This window comes from Gemmatimonadaceae bacterium (assembly GCA_035633115.1).
Taxonomy (GTDB): Bacteria; Gemmatimonadota; Gemmatimonadetes; order Gemmatimonadales; family Gemmatimonadaceae; genus UBA4720.
This window is the reverse complement of the sequence record DASQFN010000034.1, coordinates 1-4141: the sequence shown is the minus strand read 5'-3', so window position 1 is coordinate 4141 and position 4141 is coordinate 1. Positions and strand designations below refer to the sequence as shown.

4 protein-coding genes are annotated in these 4141 nt (G+C 59.2%); all 4 read right to left on the bottom strand.

All coding sequences use genetic code 11. The features are described from left to right. The coding region (locus VES88_03455) for a GNAT family N-acetyltransferase (GenBank protein HYN80533.1) at positions 1 to 279 on the bottom strand (279 nt) is incomplete at its 3' end. Between the two features lie 159 nt (positions 280 to 438). Beyond that, a complete protein-coding gene (locus VES88_03450) occupies positions 439 to 867 on the bottom strand; it encodes a RidA family protein (protein ID HYN80532.1) in 429 nt (142 codons plus the stop codon). An 835-nt stretch (positions 868 to 1702) separates the two neighbouring features. Next, positions 1703 to 2506 (bottom strand): DUF1206 domain-containing protein, encoded by an 804-nt coding sequence (locus tag VES88_03445; GenBank protein ID HYN80531.1) that lies wholly within the window; start codon positions 2504 to 2506, stop codon positions 1703 to 1705. 213 nt (positions 2507 to 2719) lie between these two features. Beyond that, the gene (locus VES88_03440; GenBank protein ID HYN80530.1) at positions 2720 to 4045 is read right to left on the bottom strand and encodes an ankyrin repeat domain-containing protein; all 1326 of its coding nucleotides are present in this window, start codon (positions 4043 to 4045) and stop codon (positions 2720 to 2722) included. Positions 4046 to 4141 lie beyond the last annotated feature (96 nt).

Here is a 4141-nt window from a genome sequence, read left to right as displayed (position 1 = left end):
AAGATTGTCGTTGGTTGTCATTAGCCACAACCTGTCACATCCCGCCTCCTGCGCTATTGCTTTGACCGCCTCGATTAAAGCCGTGCCAACGCCCAGGCCGGGACGCAAGCTGTCGAGCGTAATGATTTCACAATTGCCGCCATCGATGAGGTAAGTCACCAGTCCAACACGCTCTATGTCCGAGACGGCCACAAAGCCGGGGAGCCGATGCGGATAGAATTCCTGGCCGTGAGCAACAACAGTTTCGGCAAGCCAACGCTTAACAATGAATTGTCTCACCCACTGACTGTCAGCAGGCGTCAGAGGTTCGATCGTGAATGGCGATTTGGACATTGATCGATTAGAAATACCATCCAAGTTAGCGGCCTAACGATTGAGTTCAGGTGGCCGCGCGGCGGCACACAACCCGTGATTCTATCTTTCAAGTTGAGAGACGCGCTACCGCGGCTCACCCGCAACGATTTGTTGGGCCGCTCCGCTGGTATCATCTACGACGGCGTCCGCCTCGATCTCCACCAACCAGTCAGGATCGATGAAGCGCGACACCTGCATGATCGTGTTGACAGGACGAATGTCGCGAAAGAACTCGCCGTGCACGCTGGCCACCGCCTGCCAGTCGTCAATGCGGGTGAGCAAGATCCGAGTGCGCACGACATGACGCAGTGAAGCCCCGGCTCCCTCGAGCGCGGCGGCGATGATTTCAAGGCAACGGCGGGCCTGCGCTGCCGGATCCCCCCGCCCCACTGTGCGGCCATCGAGGCCAAGCGGCGCAGTGCCCGCGACAGTCACGATCGAGCCCACGCGCACCGCGCGCGAAATGCCGACCTTCGGTTCATAGGGACTACCACTTGAGACGAGCTTGCGCATCGATAGAGCCAAGACTCCGGCGCGGCCCAACGAATAGGATTGGGCCGCCAATGGCGGTAATTGTCGGCTAGACCGCTATTGCCGGTAGTTTGCGCCTGTGGTCTACTTTTACCGCCAGGAGCCGTCTAGCACTCTGAGTTCTTTTGCGGCCATCTTGCGTAAGATAACCTCGCCCTTCCATCCTCATCACCTCAAGAGAAGGAAAATCCTCATGCCTAAATCTCCGCTGCTCAACCAAGTCCGCGAAGTCATCCGACTGCGTCATTATAGCACTCGCACAGAGGAGGCTTACGTTAACTCGATTAAGCAGGCCAGCGAACTGGAAGCTCGATGGAACGCCGCATTTGTGGTCACTTGCATTTTTCAATTATCACGGTAACGACCTAAAGAAACCTCGGTCTTAAGGAATCAATGAGAGGGCCAAGTCGGGGTTCTTTCACAGAAGTGGATGCGAATGCGTGCAAGAGTCGATGCGTACGGTTTCAGAAAATACAGAAGACGATACGAACGGTTTTGGCGAGAGCGCCGCTCGTTGCCTCAGTCGTGGAATTGTTCTCCCGCCGACGCACCCCTGCCGCCGCGGTCAGGTGCAGCGCAGGGTTAGGCATGCCGCTACGACGCGCTTGCGCGCGACCCGACGCGGCCCAGCATCGATCGCGTCCGGCTGAACCCCGTTCGACAGCGCCTTACCCTTCCCGCTTAGCTCTTCGCACCGCTGCGTCCGACCGTCCAACTGTCCGTCCGTCATCCGCCCTCCGGCCCGTTGCGGATCCACTGGACCGCGGCGCGCCTCACCAGCATCTCCTGCGGAAATGCGAGAGGATAGATCGCCCCCTCATCCGTCCCCGCCCAGATCGCGGTAACGCATCATGGCCCAGGTGAACAAGCCGTGGGCAATCAAACCAGCGGCGGTGGCGCCGAGCAGCCACGGGCCGAAAGGTTGTTCCATCAGAGTCGCAAGCGCCTTTGCCATGCCGCCCGCGTTATCGGGATCGGAATTTACGGCCGCTTGCACGAGAAACAGGCCGACAAGTGCGATCAGCAAAGCCCGCGCGCAAAAGCCCATCCGGCCGAGAGTGATCATCGCAATCCTCTCCCAAGCATGCATGTCGCGCAGCGCGAGTTTCTCGCGGAACTTCGCCCGGTAGGCCACCAGGAGCTGACTGATGCTGATCCCAAAGGCCACCACGCCCACGGCCCCAACCAGCCAGCGTCCGAACCCCTGCGACATCAGCCAGCTCGTCCCCGACTGCGCGGATTGATCCCCACTCTTCCCGCCGCCTATCACGCCGAGCCCCGACAGGACTGTCCTCGCCGCCATGTATGCGAGATAGATATGGAGAAAGCCGCTGGCACCGTACAACACCCGGAGGCCTTTGCCGACGTTTTCGGGATCCTTGAACGCCTCCACAAACTTCCACGCCGAATAGTGCAGCAAGCCGACGGCGAGGATTACCAGAAGCGTTCCCCCGAATGGGCGCCGGCCGATTTCCTCAAGAGCTCCTTTCGTGTCACCCGTTTCGCCGCCGAAACCAACCGCGACCTGCAGGGCCAGCAACCCTACGGCGAGATAAACCGCGCCCTGGGCGAGAAACCCAAAACGAATGATGAATTTTAGAAACCCGCATTGGGACTTCATGCCGGATAATCTCTCTAATCCGCGGTTGTGATTCCGCGCAGGTCGAATTCCATTTCATTCCATCCGAGAAAGAGAGAGAAGAAGAGCAATAATAAGAAATAATATCTGAGTTTTAGAAGTCGATGCGAATACGCACAAGAGAGGATGCGAATGGTTTCGGAATATACAGAAGTCGTTACGAACAGTTTTGGCGAGAGCGTTGGGGTCATCAGATTACTCAGGCATCTCGCCTCGGAGCGCCGCGAGCATGCGCCGGTCGGACCGCATTTTCTCTGCGGCGCGTCGCCGTTCTTCATTGTCCTCATACCACTCCAGGTCCAGTTTTGCGCCTGTCCGCACCAGCAGCGTGACCACTTCGTAGTAGTCTACGCGTTGGGCGCGTTCCGGGGCACCCCAACCATACAGCGCCCACCCCAGGGGTGTTCCACCATAACTTTCGTCTTTCACGTCGATTGGTGCACCGCGATCGAGGAGTAGCTTGACGGTGTCGACGTGTCCCTCGTATGCGGCCCAGTGCAGGCCGGTCTCGCCGTCATGCTTGAGCTTCGCGTCCACCTTCATACCTCTTTGCAACAGGAAATCGACGACACGGGTTCGGCCAAATTCACAGGCCCAAGCGAATCCGTCCTTCATTTGTTCCTGCGTCGCGGGTGACTTCAGGCTGCCGTCATCCTTAAAGAAGCTTTTGACAACGTCGAGCCGCCCGACTCCGGCCGCTCCTTCCAGGTCTAACCGCGAGCCGCGACTCGCGAAGAATTCCGCCGCCTCCCCGCGCCCGTTATGGAGGCAGCCGTTGACCGCGCTGCCTCCGTCCGAACCGTCGATCATTGCGCCATGCTCGATCAACAGATCCATCAGCGGGAGCTGCACGCCGGCGTTTTCTGGGTGCCAACTCGTCGCCGTCAATCCCAGCGTTGTCGACCGGCCGCCATACGCGGCTGATTCCGCATTTACATCGGCGCCGGCCTTCAGCAGCAGCTTGGTGATCTCGACAATGTTCTTCGGCGTCTTCTGGCGGAAGTCCTCGACGCCGTTCGCCGAGACATAATGTAGTAGGGTCGAGCGATGTTCACGCGTCGAACGCGCCCGCACCAGCTCAGGATTCTCGCTCAGCAGCAGCTCGAGCGTCGCTGCGTCGCCGCTGACGATCGCGTCCACGGCCGCTTCAAACTTCGAGACCGGCGAACTAGCACGCGCTAGCTCTTCAAGGTGCTTGGCAAAATTCGGCCAGCTCGCGAAGCCGTGGCCGCCCGCGACGAAGAACTGCGCGTCGGCCAGCGTGCACCGCGCAGCGCGTTCATTCATCTTCTTGAACTTGTGCCAGTGTTCCTCGATCCGTTCCGCTTCGCTGTCGATCTGTCGTTGGACTTGAGGTGTGATCTCCAGGCCTTGCAGCCGGGCAATGTTTTCCGCCCAGCGCGCGGCCCAGCCGCGAATCGCGCCGGGCTCGCTCGACTTGCAAGCGTGTTGGAAGTCTTTTGCGAGCTTCTTGTATTGCTCAAGGTTGGGACGAGGCGGAAGGGGAAGTGCGTCGGACATACGAATCTCCTTTCATTGCATGCCTGGAGTCCGCACGAATCAGGCTGAAAGAAGGTTCGTAACCTTCAGTTTGCTTCAATGGGTGGGCACGGCCCT

Coding starts and splice junctions, on each gene's coding strand:
- VES88_03445 (HYN80531.1), bottom strand. CDS start 2,506: ATGAAGTCCCAATGCGGGTTTCTAAAATTCATCATTCGTTTTGGGTTT.
- VES88_03450 (HYN80532.1), bottom strand. CDS start 867: ATGCGCAAGCTCGTCTCAAGTGGTAGTCCCTATGAACCGAAGGTCGGC.
- VES88_03440 (HYN80530.1), bottom strand. CDS start 4,045: ATGTCCGACGCACTTCCCCTTCCGCCTCGTCCCAACCTTGAGCAATAC.